11 protein-coding genes and 2 pseudogenes are annotated in these 14047 nt (G+C 73.5%); 4 read left to right on the forward strand and 9 right to left on the reverse strand.

Annotated elements, in window-relative coordinates; genetic code table 11:
* Positions 1-52 precede the first annotated feature (52 nt).
* Positions 53-271, forward strand: a complete 219-nt coding sequence (locus MMSR116_RS26380) for a DUF2093 domain-containing protein (protein ID WP_010685366.1) — start codon at positions 53-55, stop codon at positions 269-271.
* 4 nt (positions 272-275) lie between these two features.
* On the opposite strand, the gene lpxK is transcribed toward MMSR116_RS26380, so the two are convergent.
* The 3 genes and pseudogenes from lpxK to MMSR116_RS26395 all read right to left on the reverse strand — a co-directional run bounded on the left by lpxK (position 276) and on the right by MMSR116_RS26395 (position 3373).
* Entirely contained in the window at positions 276-1259 is a 984-nt protein-coding gene (gene lpxK, locus MMSR116_RS26385) for a tetraacyldisaccharide 4'-kinase (RefSeq protein WP_039893978.1), read from the reverse strand.
* Positions 1259-2591 (reverse strand): annotated as a pseudogene (locus tag MMSR116_RS26390) (3-deoxy-D-manno-octulosonic acid transferase). Before MMSR116_RS26390 ends, lpxK begins: the two are co-directional and overlap by 1 nt.
* A complete protein-coding gene (locus MMSR116_RS26395; protein WP_010685363.1) occupies positions 2588-3373 on the reverse strand; it encodes a lysophospholipid acyltransferase family protein in 786 nt (261 codons plus the stop codon). The pseudogene MMSR116_RS26390 and the gene MMSR116_RS26395 overlap by 4 nt, the downstream one beginning before the upstream one ends.
* A 296-nt stretch (positions 3374-3669) precedes the next feature.
* Between MMSR116_RS26395 and MMSR116_RS26400 the strand changes: the two are divergent.
* Both MMSR116_RS26400 and MMSR116_RS26405 read left to right on the forward strand, forming a co-directional pair.
* Positions 3670-4161 (forward strand): annotated as a pseudogene (locus MMSR116_RS26400) (VIT1/CCC1 transporter family protein); the annotation flags it as partial.
* Positions 4162-4225: 64 nt separating this feature from the next.
* Positions 4226-5134: a metallophosphoesterase family protein gene (locus MMSR116_RS26405; protein ID WP_010685361.1), complete on the forward strand. Its 909-nt coding sequence runs from the start codon at positions 4226-4228 to the stop codon at positions 5132-5134.
* Between the two features lie 66 nt (positions 5135-5200).
* Here the strand turns inward: MMSR116_RS26405 and MMSR116_RS31485 are convergent, their stop codons facing one another.
* Complete coding sequence (locus MMSR116_RS31485; RefSeq protein ID WP_010685360.1) at positions 5201-5362, reverse strand: hypothetical protein; 162 nt, start codon at positions 5360-5362, stop codon at positions 5201-5203.
* A gap of 318 nt (positions 5363-5680) precedes the next feature.
* Here MMSR116_RS31485 and MMSR116_RS26410 point away from each other — a divergent pair, with 318 nt between their 5' ends.
* On the forward strand, positions 5681-7075 hold the full coding sequence (locus tag MMSR116_RS26410) for an amidase family protein (RefSeq protein WP_010685359.1): 1395 nt from the start codon (positions 5681-5683) through the stop codon (positions 7073-7075).
* Between the two features lie 25 nt (positions 7076-7100).
* Here the strand turns inward: MMSR116_RS26410 and MMSR116_RS26415 are convergent, their stop codons facing one another.
* From MMSR116_RS26415 to MMSR116_RS26435, 5 genes are read right to left on the reverse strand one after another with little or no spacing between them, the layout of a single operon-like run.
* On the reverse strand, positions 7101-8243 hold the full coding sequence (locus MMSR116_RS26415; protein ID WP_010685358.1) for a M20/M25/M40 family metallo-hydrolase: 1143 nt from the start codon (positions 8241-8243) through the stop codon (positions 7101-7103).
* Positions 8240-9724, reverse strand: coding sequence for a M81 family metallopeptidase (locus MMSR116_RS26420; protein WP_010685357.1), 1485 nt, complete (start codon positions 9722-9724; stop codon positions 8240-8242). Before MMSR116_RS26420 ends, MMSR116_RS26415 begins: the two co-directional genes overlap by 4 nt.
* Before the next feature lie 32 nt (positions 9725-9756).
* Complete coding sequence (locus MMSR116_RS26425) at positions 9757-10104, reverse strand: penicillin acylase family protein (RefSeq protein WP_244625707.1); 348 nt, start codon at positions 10102-10104, stop codon at positions 9757-9759.
* The gene (locus tag MMSR116_RS26430; protein WP_244625536.1) at positions 10074-12359 is read right to left on the reverse strand and encodes a penicillin acylase family protein; all 2286 of its coding nucleotides are present in this window, start codon (positions 12357-12359) and stop codon (positions 10074-10076) included. The genes MMSR116_RS26425 and MMSR116_RS26430 overlap by 31 nt, the downstream gene beginning before the upstream one ends.
* Positions 12356-13900: an acetolactate synthase large subunit gene (locus tag MMSR116_RS26435; RefSeq protein WP_158169430.1), complete on the reverse strand. Its 1545-nt coding sequence runs from the start codon at positions 13898-13900 to the stop codon at positions 12356-12358. Before MMSR116_RS26435 ends, MMSR116_RS26430 begins: the two co-directional genes overlap by 4 nt.
* Positions 13901-14047: the final 147 nt, after the last annotated feature.

Consider the following 14047-nt stretch of genomic DNA (forward strand, 5'->3'; position numbering starts at 1 on the left):
CACCGCGAGCGGTGCGGATCGTGTAGAAGGGGCCAACGAGCAGGAGGCGGACGTGCTGGGTCGTTACGAGCGCGCGAACAACGGCGAGGCGGTGGTCGAGTACGGCGACGGCACCATGCGGGTGGTCAAGCCCGGCAGCTTCGTGCGCTGCGCGGTGACCGGAGAGCCGATCCCGCTCGACGCCCTGCGCTACTGGAGCGCGGCCCGGCAGGAGGCCTACGCCTCCCCCGAGGCGATCCTGAAGCGTCTGAAGGACACCGGCCGGCCCTGACCGGTCACGGCCCACCGCCGAGCGCGCGCCGGAGCTGACGGCGCAGGGCCTCCGCGTCGTCGAGGACGAGGCGCACGCGCAGCACGCGAATGCCCGCCGCCCGGTCAGGGGGCAGGCGGACCGCATCCTTCTCGGTGGTGACGAGATCCGCCCCGAGCCGCCGCGCCTCGGCGGCCAGGGCGGCGAGGTCCCTCTCCCGATAGGGATGGTGATCCGGGAAGGCGCGGGTGCCGGCGACCTCCGCCCCCGCCTCCGCCAGGGTGGCGAAGAACTTTTCCGGCCGACCGATCCCCGCGAAGGCGAGGCAGCGCCGGCCCGCGAGAGCGTCGCCGTCCCGGACCAGGCGCGCCCGGTAGACCGGCAAGCCGCGACGCTCCGCCTCCCGGGCGAGGACGTCCCCCGCCGCCCCGTCGCCGACGACGATCAGCCCGGAGACGTGCGGCCATTGCCGCGCCAGCGGCGCGCGCAGCGGCCCGGCCGGGAACGGCAGGCCGTTGCCGAGGCCGGCGGGGCCGTCGACCACGGCGAGGCTGAGATCCTTCGCGAGGGTCGGATTCTGCAGCCCGTCATCCATCACCACGGCGTCCGCGCCGAGGCTCCGGCACAGGGCCGCTCCGGCCGGACGGTCGCGGGACACGACGGCCGGCGCCCGGCGGGCGAGGAGCAGCGGCTCGTCGCCCACCTCGGCGGCGGTGTGCTGCTCCGGATCGACCTGCACCGGTCCGGCCATCCGGCCGCCGTAGCCGCGGGACAGGAAGGCGGGCGCGCGGCCAAGGTCGGCGAGCAGGGCCGCGACCGCCAGGGCGGCCGGCGTCTTGCCCGCGCCGCCGAGGGTGAAGTTGCCCAGGCACACGACCGGACAGCCCGCCGCGACGCCGGGGCGGTCCATGCGCCGGGACACCAGCGCCCCGTAGGCGGCGCCGAGGGGCGCGAGGCAGCGCGCAGCCGGGTGGTCGGCCCCCGCCGCCCAGAAGCCCGGCGGCCGCATCAGGCCCGCGCGAGCGGGCGCACGCCATCGCCCCGGTCGAGGCGCTGGAGCTTCATCTGCGCGACGAACGGGTCGAGCACCGCGAGGGTGCGCGCCACCGCGCCCTCGAAGGGCAGGAGCGCGCCCTGACCCGCCTGCGCCATGCCGGCGAGGCGCGCGGGATCCCGCAGGAGTTCCCCGGCGAGGGCGGCGAGCTCCACGCCGTCGCTCACCGCGAGGGTCCCGCCGGCCCGGTCGAGGGCTTGATAAATCGCGTCGAAATTCTCCGTGTGCGGCCCGTGCAGCACCGCCGTGTCGAGGCGCACCGGCTCGATGGGGTTCTGGCCGCCCCGCGGGACCAGGGAACCGCCGAGGAAGACCAGGGGGCTGAGCCGATAGAACAGCCCCAGTTCGCCGATCGTGTCGGCGACGTAGACCTCCACGGAGGGGTGGGGTCGTCCTCCGGTGGAGCGCCGGGCGCTGCGCAGGCCCACCGCGTCGGCGCACGCGACCACCTCCGGCGCCCGGGCCGGGTGCCGCGGGGCGATGATGGTGAGGAGCCGCGGGAACTCCGCCTTCAGAATCGCGTGCGCGTAGGCGACCATGGCCTCCTCGCCCGGGTGCGTGCTGGCCGCGACCCAGACCGGCCGGTCGGCGATCATGGACCCCAGATAGGTGAGCTGCTGCGGGTCGGCCGGCGGCACCGGCGCGTCGAATTTCAGGTTCCCCGCGATGCTCACCCGCGGCGCGCCGAGCTTGGCGAAGCGGGCGCCGTCCTCCTGGGTCTGGCTGAGGCAGATGGCGATGCGCGACAGCAGCGCCTTGGCGGTGCGCGGGCAGCGCTCCCAGCCTCTGAACGAGCGCTCCGACATGCGCCCGTTGACCAGGATGAGGGGGATCTCGCGCTCGTCGAGCTCCAGGATCGTGTTCGGCCAGATCTCGGATTCGGCGATCACCGCGAGATCCGGCTGCCAGTGGTCGAGGAACCGCGCCACCCAGCGCGGTGCGTCGAGGGGCATGTACTGGTGCACCGCCCCGACCGGCAGGCGGGCGCCGATCAGGTCGGCGGCCGCCCGCGTGCCCGTGGTCACCAGCACCGAGAAGCCGCGGGCGATCATGCCCTCCACGAGGCCGATCAGCGACAGCGCCTCGCCGACGCTCGCCCCGTGCATCCAGGCCAGGGACCCCCACCGGGCGGGCCCGGCCGGGCAGGCCGCGCCGTTCAGGAAGCCGCAACGGGTCCTCCTTGCCGCGCTGCGCCCGCCACGCGAGCAGGCCGGTCAGCGCCGGCTCGCCGATCCGCAGGCCGGCCCGGTAGGCCTGAAGCGGCAGGGTCACGGAGGGGCGCCTCACGCCGCGTCTCCCACGGTCGCGGGCGCGGCCAGCGGCGCCGCCTCGCGGTAGAGCGCCGCCCGGTCGGCGCGCCCGACCAGGGCGTAGGCCCGGGCATGGACCCGGTTCATCTCGGCCTCGACGAAGCGCCGGAGCGCCTCGAAGGCATCGTCCGCGCAGTCGCGCGGGACGAAGATCGGATCGCCGAGCACGATCGCGCCGCGACCGAAGGGCAGGCCCAGGCAGGCGCGATCCCAGGACTTGAAGCGCAGATGGCGGCTCGTCACGACGGCCGCCGGGATGATCGGCCGGCCGGAGAAGCGCGCCAGCGTCAGGATCCCGGCGTCGCACCGGCGCGAGACCTTCGGCACGTCCGCGCTGAAGGCCACCGACTCGCCGGCCTTCAGGGCCCGCAGCATCGCCCGGAACCCCTCCGCGCCGCCCTTGGCGCGGGTGTCGCTGGCGCGGTTCCTGCCCCGGGCACCGGAGGCCCGGATCACCCGCACGCCGAGCCGCTCGAGCGCGATGGTGTTGATGTTGCCGTCCGGGTTCTTCGAGATGATCGTGGCCACCCGATCGCCCGGCCGGCGCATGAACGGCATCATGATGTGCTGCCCGTGCCACATGCCGGCGATGACCGGCAGCCGCGCATCCAGCCACGCATCGGCCCCGCCGGGATTCGCCCCGGCCGCGTGGACTTGAAACCGGTTGGTCGCCCGCACGAGCCCCAGATAGGCCGCCGCCAAGCGGCCGAGGACGCGCTGCACGGTAGGACGACGAAGGAAACGCTTGCCGAGACTCATGTCACGCCTGAGGCGGCTCGACCGCCAACGCCCGATCGGTTCCGGATCGAATCGGACCGCGCATGCTCTAGCCCCCGTGCCTGAGACGAAACAATCAGCCTCGTCCTCAACCAGACGTTTAGGGTCGCCCGGGCTGCCGGCCGTTCCGACCCTGCGGATGCTCCCGCCGCGCGGCGAAAACGGGGCGGCCGGGCTTGTTTAGATCTATTCCAGACTGTAGATTGGAATAGATCTAATCGAGGAGTTTCACGATGGCAGCCATGCTCGGCGGCATCTCCGATGGGGCCTGGGAGGCCCGTCGCACCTTCGTCCTGCGCTACGTGCAGCCCGGCCTGGCCGGGCTGATCGACGGCTCGGTCTCGACGCTGGCACCGATCTTCGCCGCCGCCTTCGCGACGGGTCACAATGGCGCGACCTTCCTGGTGGGGCTCGCGGCGTCGGTGGGTGCCGGCATCAGCATGGGCTTCACGGAGGCGCTGTCGGACGACGGCAGCGTGACCGGGCGCGGCGACCCGTGGCTCCGCGGCCTCGTCTGCGGGGTCATGACCACGCTCGGCGGGCTCGGACACACGCTGCCCTACGCGATCCCCGACTCGCTTCCCCCGGGCTGGCCCAACCCCTTCGTCCTGGCGACAAGCCTCGCCGTCCTGGTGGTGGTCGTCGAGCTGGTCGCCATCGCGGCGATCCGCACGCGCTTCATGGCCACGCCGTTCTGGCGGGCGGCCCTGCAGGTGATGCTCGGCGGCGCCCTGGTGCTGGCCACGGGAATGCTCATCGGAAGCGCTTGACGCCGGGGCCCGTGCCCGCGATGCGGTGCGGGCTTTCCTGGCCGTCTCAAGCGTGACCCCGGCGTTGACCTTCCGCCTCGCCCATCTCAGCGATCCCCATGTCGGCCCCCTCGGCCGGGTGCGCCTGCACCAGCTCCTCGGCAAGCGCGCCACCGGATACGCCAACTGGCGGCGCGGCCGCTCGCGCAGTCACGACATGACCGTGCTGGAGGCCCTGGTCTCCGACCTGAAGGAGCAGGGCGCCGGGCACGTCGCCTGCACCGGGGACCTGTGCAACATCGGCCTGCCGAGCGAGTGGGAGACGGCGCGCACGTTCCTGGAGGCCCTCGGCACACCCGAGACGGTGAGCTTCGTCCCGGGCAATCACGACGCCTATGTCCGCGGCTCCCTGGAGGGGCTGCTCGCCGCCTGCGGCCGCTACACCGGCGACGATTCGGGATCGTCGGGACGCTTCCCCTACCTGCGGCGGCGCGGCCCCCTCGCCCTGATCGGCCTCTCCAGCGCGATCCCCACCAAGCCCTTCGTGGCCACCGGACGCCTCGGCGCCCCGCAGCTCGCCGCCGCCGAGACCCTGCTGCGGGCGCTCGCCACCGAGCCGGGCCGGCCCTTTCGCATCATCATGATCCATCATCCGCCGCAGCCCGGCGGAGCGGCGGCGGGCCGCGAGCTGAAGGATGCGGCGGCCTTCACGGCGATGATCGCCCGGGCCGGCGCGGAGCTGATCCTGCACGGCCACAACCACGTGATCAGCAGCGCCGCGATCCCGGGGCCGGACGGGCGCAGCGTCCCGGTGGTCGGGGTCCCCTCGGCCTCGGCCCGGCCGGACGGGCACGGGGCGACCGCGTCGCGCCGGGCCTCCTACCTTCTGTACGATATCGCTCCGGCGGCGGCCGGCTTCGCGATCAGCGCCCGGCGCCGGGGCCTCGATGCGGCCGGGGCCATGTGCGACCTCGGCCCTCTCGATCTCGCCTGACGGAGCCGGCCGGCACGTCGTCGGTCTCTAGGGTCGCGCCGGCGCGTCGTTCGTCATGCCGATCGGTCAGAGGCCCGCGGCGAGCAGGTCTGAGCGAAGCTGGCGACTGAGGCTTGCCTCGTAGCGCTCGGCCTGGAGGCGTGTGAGACCGCAGATCAGCGCGCGTGTGCCGCGATACACGGTATAAGTCCCATCGTGGGTCGGTCTGACGCGAATCACCTCTGCCATGGAGCCCTCCCTGTGCTTGAGGTTGCCTGCCTTCGTCTGAGGAGATCGTCCCTTCTTGTTGGATTGGCGGATCGAACGCGCGAACCAGAACGAGGTTAGCCACGCCTTCCGACGTGGCAAGACCCGCGGATGAAATAATGCTTAAGTATTTCCGCTGCAGCGCGGCAAGCCGTTGCCCGCACTGGCGATCCGAAGCTGCTTAAAAATGCGGCCCCGCGTTTGCATTTTGAATATGGTGAGACGTCCAGCCGGGTGCCGCCCGGAGGGCGCGATTGGCAGGCCGATTCGCCCCGTTGCGGGCGTGCGAAAGGAACTCCCATGCAGCTCTGGCGTCAGACGGCGACCGACCTCGCGGCCTTGATCCGCTCCGGTCAGGTCTCGGCCCGGGAAGTCGCGCAGGACGCCCTCGGTCGTCTGGACGCGGTCAATGGCCGGATCAACGCCGTGGTCGAGCACCGCCCGGAGGACGTGCTGGCGCAGGCCGACGCGGTCGATGCCGCCCGCGGTCGCGGCGACGCCCTGGGGCCTCTGGCGGGCGTGCCGGTGACCGTGAAGGTCAATGCCGACCAGCAGGGCTTCGCGACGACGAACGGGCTGCGCCTCCAGCGCGACCTCGTCGCCGCGCAGGACAGCCCTGTGGTCGCCAATCTCCGCCGGGCCGGGGCGGTACTGCTCGGGCGGACCAACACGCCGGCCTTCTCGCTGCGCTGGTTCACCACCAACCAGCTGCACGGCGCCACCAAGAACCCGCGCGATCCGGCGCTGACCCCGGGGGGCTCGTCGGGCGGCGCCGGAGCGGCCGTCGCCGCCGGAATCGGCGCGATCGCCCACGGCACCGACATCGCGGGCTCCGTGCGCTACCCGGCTTATGCCTGCGGCGTTCACGGCCTCCGGCCGAGCCTCGGCCGCATCCCGGCCTTCAACGCGTCGTCGCCCGAGCGGGGGATCGGGCCGCAGCTCATGGCGGTGTCGGGGCCGCTCGCCCGCAGCATCGCGGATGTCCGTCTCGGGCTGGAGGTCATGGCCGCGCCCGACCCGCGCGATCCCTGGTGGGTTCCGGCCCCGCTGGAGGGACCGGAGCGGCCGCGGCGGGCCGCGCTCTGCGTGCGGCCGGGCGGCCTCGCGGTGGTCCCCGAGGTCGAGGCGGCCCTGCGGGACGCCGCGCGGCGTCTGCGGGAGGCCGGCTGGGCGGTGACGGAGATCGCCGACACGCCCCCGATCCGCGAGGCGAGCGAGATCCAGCTCCAGCTCTGGCTGGGCGACGGCTACGCGGCCGTCCGCGACGCGGCGGAGCGCGAGGGCGATCCGGCGGCGATCGGGCTCCTGGAGAGTTTCCGCGCCCGCGCCGAGGCGATGCCGCCCGACGCGATCGCGAAGGCGCTGACCCGGCGGGCGACGCTCGCCCGGGACTGGTCCCTGTTCCTCGCGGAGCACCCGGTGCTGCTGGTGCCGGTCTCGGGCGAGCTGCCGTTCCCGGACGGGCTCGACCGCACCGGGGATGCCGGCATCGCCCGGGCCTTCGAGGCGAACCTCCTGCAGGTCGGGCTGGCGCCGATCGGCGTTCCGGCGCTCACCGTCACCACCGGGCTCGTCGGGCGGGCGCCGGTCGGCGTGCAGTTGGTCGCCGCGCGCTACCGGGAGGATCTGTGCCTCGCGGCGGGCGCCGCGATCGAGGCGGCCGGCGCCCCGGAGATGCCGGTGGATCCGGCCTGACGGCGGTTGTCCGGCGGCGTCGGGCTCACCCCTGCGCCTCCGCACCCAGGCTCGCCAGCAGCGCCGCGAACAGCCGCGCGCGCTGGGGCAGCGTGTCGATCAGCACGTGTTCCTCCAGGGTGTGGTAGCCCTGGCCGAGGGGCCCGAGCCCGTCGAGGGTCGGGATGCCGTTGGCGCCCGTGAAATTGCCGTCCGAGCCGCCGCCGGCGCTGCGATGGGGCAGGGGCTGGCCCAGGGCCTCGCTGAGCGCGCGCGCCCGCTCGTAGAGGGCCAGGCAGCCGGCATCCGGCTCCCAGACCGGCCGGGTCACGCCCCGGGTCACGGTGAAGCGGACGCCGTCCTCCTCGTCCGACAGGGCCAGCATCCGCTCGACGCCGCGGTCGAGGTCGGCCTGGCGCTTGGCCATGCTGAGCGCCTGCCCGCGGCACAGGGTCGGGACGCAGTTCACCCACTGCCCGCCGGAGACGATGCCGGTGGAGAAGGTGCAGTCCGCATCCGACATCGCGTCGATGGCGAGGATCTTGCGCGCCATCGCGCGGATCGCCGAGCGCCCCTCGTGCGGCGAGGCTCCGGCGTGGCTCGGCCGGCCCAGGGCCTCCAGCGCGAAGCGCGCGATGGCGTAGCGGCCGGTGACCACGCCGTTCCCGGGCTGGCCGGGCTCGGGCACCAGCACGAAGGCGTGGCGGGCGGCCTCGGCCTCGATCAGGTCGCGGGTCGAGGGGCTGCCCACCTCCTCGTCGCCGGTGAACAGGACGGTCACGGGCAGCGGCGTCGCGACGCCGGCCGCCGCCAGCGCGCGGATCGCCGCCAGGGCGATCACGTTGCCGCCCTTCATGTCGAGGATGCCGGGCCCGTAGGCGCGGTTCCCCTCGATCCGCCAGGGCAGGGCGCTGAGCGTCCCCACCGGATGGACCGTGTCGAGATGGCCGAGCACCAGGATGCCCGGCACATCCCGCCGCGGATGCGGGAAGCGGGCGCGGACGCAGTCGCTCAGGTCCATCCGGCCGGGGATCGTCTCGACCGTCGCGCCCGCGAGGGCGAGGTCGCGGGCGGCCACGCCCATCATCCGGTTGACCGCCGCCGCGTCGTAAGTGGGGCTCTCGCACGCGACCCAGGGGCGCAGGGTCGCGAGGATCTCGCCCGCGTCGAAGCTCAGGTCCGGGATCATCGGGCGCTCTCCTCGGCGAAAGGGGCGGCGAAAGGATCGGGGACGCGCGGCCAGTAGGCGCCCGACCGCTTGGTGTAGGGGATGGCCCCGTAATCCGGCGGCACCGCCCCGGGGGCCGCCACGTAGCGGACCTCGCTCGCGATGGGCGCGAAGGCGGCGTAGAAGTGCTGCATCGACTTCACCACGACGATGCGTTTGTCGTCGAGGGTCAGCCCGAGCCCCGTGAACGCGTCGGGCGCGAAGGCCTGCTGGCGCCTGTGGGTCAGGACCACGTGGAGCCCGTCGGCCTCGACCCAGGCGGCGGGGCCGAGCTGCGCCCGGCCGCCGCTGAGCCCCGTCTGGCTGTGATCGTCCGACAGGCCGCGCACGGCGACCCGCAGATCCACGGGATCACCCGAGGTGACGCCGCACTTGCCGCCGATCCGGAGGGTGAAGGTCGCGCCGAGGCCGGCCTCGTGGCAGATACCGACCGCGCCGGGATCCCAGACCAGGCCCAGGGCCACGTCCCGCACGCCGCGCGCGGCGAGGCGCGCGAGGATCGCCGTGTTGTCCGAGGGTGCGCCCGCGCCGGCATTGTCGGCGAAGTCGGCGAGCACCATGGGACGCGGATCGCCGGAGGCGAGGCCGAGGTCGATGGCGGCGTCGATCGTGTCGCACCGGCTCGCCGCCGCCTCGCGCATCGCCCAGACCGCGGCGGCGAGTTCGTCGGCGAGCGCCTGCGCCTTCGCCGCATCGCCATCCGCCACGACGAGCATCTTGGCGCCGACATCCGCCACGTCGCCCCAGGGAAAGCCGTGCCCGAAGGAGACCGACAGGATGCCGTCCCGTCCCTCGAGGGACTCCATCCGGCGCACGAAGCCGGCGACCGGCTCGCGGCTGGTGCGCCACATGTTGACGATCCGGCAGTCGGCATAGGCCATGACCGGCCGGATGTCCTTCTCCACCGTCCGCACCACGAGCGGGTAGAGGTCGCGGGCGCGGTCGACGATGTCGGTGTGCGGGTACTCCTTGTAGATCACGATGACGTCGGCGCTGGTCCGCATCGTCTCGGTGAGATGGCAGTGGAGGTCGAGCTCGACGCCGATCGTGGCGTCCGGCCCGACGATCGCGCGGACCCGCTCCAGGGTGTCGCCCTCGCAATCGTCGGTGCCCTCCGCCACCATGGCGCCGTGCATGAACAGCAGCACGGCGTCGACCGGCATGGCGGCCTTCAGGTCGTCGAGCAGGGCGTCGCGCAGCTCCTCGTAGACGGCCCGCAGGGTGATCCCGCCGGGCTGGGCGAAGGTCGAGAGGCTCTCGACCACCGTGTGCCCGTCCGCCTCGGCCAGTTCGCGCCACGCCTTGAGGCCGATATTGCTGAGGCTCGGCGGGTTCCGGCTGCCGTCCCGGCGGGCGTAGTCGGCCAGGAAGGCGGCGCGCCCGGTGGGCAGCGGCGCAAACGTGTTGGTCTCGGTGGCGAGGCCCGCGATGAGAATCTTCAAGGTCTTAGTCCCACTCCGTCCCGGCCGCCGGGTCAGGCGGGGCTCAAGGTGATGATCGTCTCGGTGGCGGCGTCCACGGCCGCGCGGCCGTAGAGCATCGGCACGTGGTCCTGGCGCCCCCAGACCGGGGCCAGGTCGGCGTAGTGCGGGCTCGCCGGGTCGCCGGACTGACCCGGGACGTTGACGAAGACCGAGCGGTCCCAGTCGCCCACGTCCACGACCATGCGGAACGAGGCGCCGTGGGTGAGCCGGAACGTGTCGGTCCGGTACTCCGCGTGCATGACCGATGCCGCGGACCCGCCGACGGGCAGCGAGCCGACGTCCCAGGCCTGATCGGGCCTCAGGGCTGTCAGGGGATGGGCGAACAGGGCGTGGTGCAGGCGGCCCCAGGCCCAGCCGGTGTGGGGGGCGGTCGGCCCCGCATCTCTCCCTGCCCCCTCTGCGGGGGAGGGTGGCCCGCGAAGCGGATCGGGTCGGGACGAAGTCCCGCAAGAGGGGAACCCGGCTTCCGAGAAGGGTGCGGCCTTCGTGACAGGCAGTGCGCGTTCCTGCACCGTCGATCCCCTCTCCCGACCCTCGCTGACGCGAGGGCCACCTCCCCCGCAGAGGGGGGAGGGAGTGATGCGGATGCGTCCGGTGCGAGCCTGCCCATGGGGTCCGGCCCCAGCCGCTGCAGGCAGTCCCGGAACGCCGCGCCGAGCGCGTCCGCCAGCAGCCCGTCGCGCATCGCCGGATCGAGGCCGGTCTCGAGCCGCTCGATCAAGCTCTGGGTGTCGCCGGGCGGCAGCAGGCGGCGGGTCCCGGCATCGGGCACCAGCGCCGTGATCAAGGCTGGGCGCAGATGATGCACCCAGAACACCTCGATCAGGGCGGCCGCGGCGGAATCCGGATGCAGCGCGCCGTCGAACGAAGCGAGCAGCGCCTGGGCGGACGCGAGATCCGGATCGGCCCCCGCCGGGAGCGCGCGGACGAGGTCAGCCAGGCGCCGGGCCGGCTCCGAGACGACATCGCCCTGGAGCGCCTGCGAGTCGGCGAGGCCGTGCCGGCTCTGGCTTCCGAGCACCGCCCGGATGCGGCGGGCCCGCCAGGGCTCGGCCCACTCGAACCCGACCCTGTGCGTCTCCGCGGGAAAATCCGGCGGCAGGTTCAACTCATTGGCGGTGGCGAGCCAGTCCGATTCCGGGTCGATGCCGCGGGGCAGGGTGCCCGGATCGTGGAAGCCGGCCCAGTCGTAGCGGCCGTCGCCCGGCACCGGCAGCAGCCCGTCATGGGCCGGCCGCACGGGGGCCTTGCCGGCCATGAACCACGCGATCCGCCCGGTCGCGTCGGCGTAGAGCTGGTTGACGGAGGGCGCCGACCAGTGGCGCAAGGCCTCCCCGAAAGCCTCCGGGCTGCTGGCGCCGAGATAGGCGAGGCTGGCGAGATAGGCGGCAGAGCCCGGTTCGGACCAGACGGTCCGCAGCGCGAAGGCGCGCCCCGCAGCCTCGCGGATCACCGGCCCGTGGCGGGTGAAGCCGAGAATTACGGTCTCGTCCGCCCCGCCGCGCACCGGGATTCGTTCGATGCTGCGCGCGATCGGCTCCCAGCCCTCGCCATACCGATAGCGGTCGGGATCGGCCGGGTCGGTCTCGCAAACGAAGAGATCCTCCTGGTCCATCGGCGCGATGGTCAGGCTGAAGGCCGCGTGGCCGTTATGACCGATGGAGATGCCGGGCAGCGCCGGCTCGCCGGCGCCGATCACGTCGAGGCCCGGCGCAGTGAGGTGGACGGCGTAGCGCAGCGAGGGCTGCAGGTAGACCCGGTGCGGGTCGCTCGCGAGGATCGGCCGGCCGGTCGCGGTGCGGGACGGCCCGACCACCCAGTTGTTCGAGCCCTCGGCCGGCTCCTTCGGGGCGCTGCGCGGCCCGCGGGTGACGGAGCCGTGCGCGTCGACCTTGCTCCAGGCCCAGGCCTCGTCGCGGGTGGCGGCCATCCGCTCGCGCGAGAACCCGACCGTCGCGGTGGCGAGGCGGAACTCGTCCAGGAGATCGTCCGGCCAATCCGCGGCTCCGAGGCCGTCCGGGATCACCGGCGCGTGCGGCGGGCTGATGCGCTTGCGCAGGTCGTCCGCCGCGAGCCCGTCCGCCCGGTTTCCGGCGCGGGCCAGAACCCTGGCGCGGGCGACCTCGGACAGGACGTTGCGGACCAGCCCGTGGCTGCGGATCCGCACCACGTCCTCCGGCTGCCATCGGCTCGGGCGCGTGTCCGTCAGGGCGAATTCCGGCGGCAACAGCGCGGGCCGCGCCTCGGTGAGCGCCACGTAGGCGTTGAGGCCGTCCACGAAGGCCGTGACGATGGCCTTCGTGTCCTGCGGCCCGTAGGCGGCCCACTCGGCCGCCATGTCCCCCCGGTAGAGGAACAGCCGGGCGGCCCGGTCCTGGGCGAGGTAGCCGGGCCCGAAATCCGCCGCCAGCAGGCCGAGCCCGCGCTTGCGCCAGAGATCGAGCTGCCAGAGCCGATCCCGAGCGGCGTTGAAGCCCTGCGCGCGGAACGCGTCCAGCGCGGTCCCGGCGCGGATATGCGCCAGGCCCCACCGGTCGATCCGGATCTCGACCGGGCCTTCGAGCCCGGGGAGCGGGTAGGTGTTCCCGCTCACAGAGCCACTTCGATGAGGTGCGGCCCCCTGTTGGCCAGGGCGTCCCGGAACGCCGCGATGAAATCGGGGAGCGTCTCGACGCGCCGGCCCTCGACGCCGAACCCCTTGGCGAGGCTCACCCAATCCACCGCCGGCTCGTCGAGGCTCAGCATGCCGAGCGCCTTGGGGCCGGGGTTGAGGGCGCCGACATTGGCGAGTTCCGCCCGCAGGATCGCGTAGGACCGGTTGGACCAGACCAGCGTCACCACGTCGAGGCGCTCGCGCGCCTGGGTCCAGAGCGCCTGCACCGTGTAGAGGCCGCTGCCGTCCGCCTGGAGGTTGATCACCTTGCGGTCGGGGCAGGCCAAAGCCGCGCCGGTGGCCATCGGAATGCCCAGCCCGATCGAGCCGCCGCTGAGCTGGAGCCACGTGTGCGGCGCGGCGTCCCGGGTCAGCGCGAAGAAGTTGCGCCCCGTGGTGATCGACTCGTCGCAGATCACCGCGCCCTCCGGAATCAGCGCGCCGAGCACCTGCCCGATCGTGTCCTGGTCGAGGGGGCCGGAGGTCGGAAGGTTCGGCCGGGGCGCGGCGGCGATCGGCTCGGCGGGCGGGGCGCCGACGGCTTCGACCAGCCGTTCCAGCGCGTCGATCTGGTCCTCCTCGGGCGTGGCGAGCGTGATGGTCGTGCTTCCCTCGGGGGCGAGCAGGCTCGGCTTGCCCGGATAGGCGAAGAAGCCCACCGGCGGGGTCGCGCCGATCAGGATGATGTGGCGGAACCCCTTCAGGGCGTCGATGCCCTGGTCGATCGGGTAGGGCAGGCGCTCGATCGGCACGGTGCCGGCGCCGCGGTCGATCCGCGCGTTCGACGTCATCGCCATCAGCTGCGCGCCGGTCTTACGGGCGATCCGGTCGGCGAGGATCCGGCCCTCGTTCCGCACCGCCCGGTCGCCGAGATGCAGCAGCACCGGCTCGCCGCTGGTCAGCGCCCGCAGGGCGGCCGTGATCGCGTCCTCACCGACCTTCGCCCGCTCGGGGATGGGCGGCACGGCGGCGGGCCCCGCGCCGGGATCCCAGGCGGTGTTGGCCGGCAGGATCAGGGTCGCGACCTGCCCGGGACTGGTGCGGGCAGCCGCGATGGCGGCGGCGCCATCGGTGCCGATCTCGGCCGCGCTCATCCCGGTCCGCACCCAGGACGACATCGGATGGGCCAGCCCCTCGATGTCCGAGGTCAGCGGCGCGTTGTACTCCCGGTGGTAGGTCGCGTGCTCGCCGACGATGTTGACGACGGGGGTGCGCGCCTTCTTGGCGTTGTGGAGGTTGGCGAGGCCGTTGGCCAGGCCCGGCCCGAGGTGGAGCAGGGTCGAGGCCGGCTTGTCGGCCATGCGGGCGTAGCCGTCGGCCGCGCCCGTGGCGCCGCCCTCAAACAGGAAGAGAACGCAGCGCATGCCCTCGACGCGGTCGAGGGCAGCCACGAAGTGCATCTCCGAGGTTCCGGGATTGGTGAAGCAGACCTCGACCCCGCCGTCGACGAGGGTCCGGACCAGGCTCTCGGCCCCGTTCATGGTGCTCGGCGTTCCATCGGTCACAGGCGGCTCCCTCACGTCCGGCCCCGCTGGCCGACGACTCGCATTTTTTATTATCGTGGCGCAGCCGGCGCGGCGCGCAAGGGGCGAGGCCTGACACCTCCTCTTCGCCCGACGCGGGGACTA

Origin of the sequence: Methylobacterium mesophilicum SR1.6/6, from assembly GCF_000364445.2 — a bacterium.
GTDB classification, from domain to species: domain Bacteria; phylum Pseudomonadota; class Alphaproteobacteria; order Rhizobiales; family Beijerinckiaceae; genus Methylobacterium; species Methylobacterium mesophilicum_A.

Excerpts from the sequence above, each read along its gene's own strand:
- MMSR116_RS26395 (WP_010685363.1), bottom strand. The coding sequence starts at position 3,373 with ATGAGTCTCGGCAAGCGTTTCCTTCGTCGTCCTACCGTGCAGCGCGTC.
- MMSR116_RS26415 (WP_010685358.1), bottom strand. The coding sequence starts at position 8,243 with ATGATCCCGGACCTGAGCTTCGACGCGGGCGAGATCCTCGCGACCCTG.
- lpxK (WP_039893978.1), bottom strand. The coding sequence starts at position 1,259 with ATGCGGCCGCCGGGCTTCTGGGCGGCGGGGGCCGACCACCCGGCTGCG.
- MMSR116_RS31485 (WP_010685360.1), bottom strand. The coding sequence starts at position 5,362 with ATGGCAGAGGTGATTCGCGTCAGACCGACCCACGATGGGACTTATACC.
- MMSR116_RS26410 (WP_010685359.1), top strand. The coding sequence starts at position 5,681 with ATGCAGCTCTGGCGTCAGACGGCGACCGACCTCGCGGCCTTGATCCGC.
- MMSR116_RS26435 (WP_158169430.1), bottom strand. The coding sequence starts at position 13,900 with ATGAACGGGGCCGAGAGCCTGGTCCGGACCCTCGTCGACGGCGGGGTC.